Origin of the sequence: Roseburia sp. OM04-10BH (assembly GCF_003462605.1) — a bacterium.
Classification (GTDB): domain Bacteria; phylum Bacillota; class Clostridia; order Lachnospirales; family Lachnospiraceae; genus Roseburia_C; species Roseburia_C amylophila.
This window is the reverse complement of record NZ_QTZI01000010.1, coordinates 138,520-139,031: the sequence shown is the minus strand read 5'-3', so window position 1 is coordinate 139,031 and position 512 is coordinate 138,520. Positions and strand designations below refer to the sequence as shown.

The following is a 512-nucleotide window of genomic DNA, read 5'->3' as shown; positions in this document are numbered from 1 at the left end:
GGTCGAGGGCTTGACCAAAGCAACTCGGAAACAATCTGTATGAAGTTTTGAAGGTATGTTACAAAATAGCATAGCCTATTCATAATCCTCGATAGCTCAATGGTAGAGCGCACGGCTGTTAACCGTGATGTTGTAGGTTCGAGCCCTACTCGGGGAGTTTTTTTATCAACATTGATAAATAATATATGGCTCCGTGGTCAAGCGGTTAAGACATCGCCCTTTCACGGCGGTAACACGGGTTCGATTCCCGTCGGAGTCACTTGGGTGAAAACTCATGGATTGTAAACTGCAAGATTGGCTGAAAGGCTGGGTTCATAGTCTGCAGAAGGCATACGCCGATGTGGCTCAATTGGCAGAGCAGCTGATTTGTAATCAGCAGGTTATCGGTTCGAGTCCGATCATCGGCTTTATATGGACCTTTAGCTCAGTTGGTTAGAGCAACCGGCTCATAACCGGTCGGTCCTGGGTTCGAGTCCCCGAAGGTCCACTTTTATTTTAAATTTATTTGGCCC

The 512-nt window shown here is 46.9% G+C and carries 4 tRNA genes; all 4 read left to right on the top strand.

The features are described from left to right. The first annotated feature begins 85 nt into the window (after positions 1 to 85). The 4 genes from DXB43_RS11330 to DXB43_RS11315 all read left to right on the top strand — a co-directional run bounded on the left by DXB43_RS11330 (position 86) and on the right by DXB43_RS11315 (position 487). A tRNA-Asn gene (locus DXB43_RS11330) sits at positions 86 to 157 on the top strand. Positions 158 to 187: 30 nt separating this feature from the next. Next, positions 188 to 259, top strand: a tRNA-Glu gene (locus DXB43_RS11325). Between the two features lie 75 nt (positions 260 to 334). Beyond that, positions 335 to 407 (top strand) — tRNA-Thr (locus DXB43_RS11320). Positions 408 to 413: 6 nt separating this feature from the next. Beyond that, positions 414 to 487: transfer RNA gene (locus tag DXB43_RS11315), tRNA-Ile, on the top strand. Positions 488 to 512 lie beyond the last annotated feature (25 nt).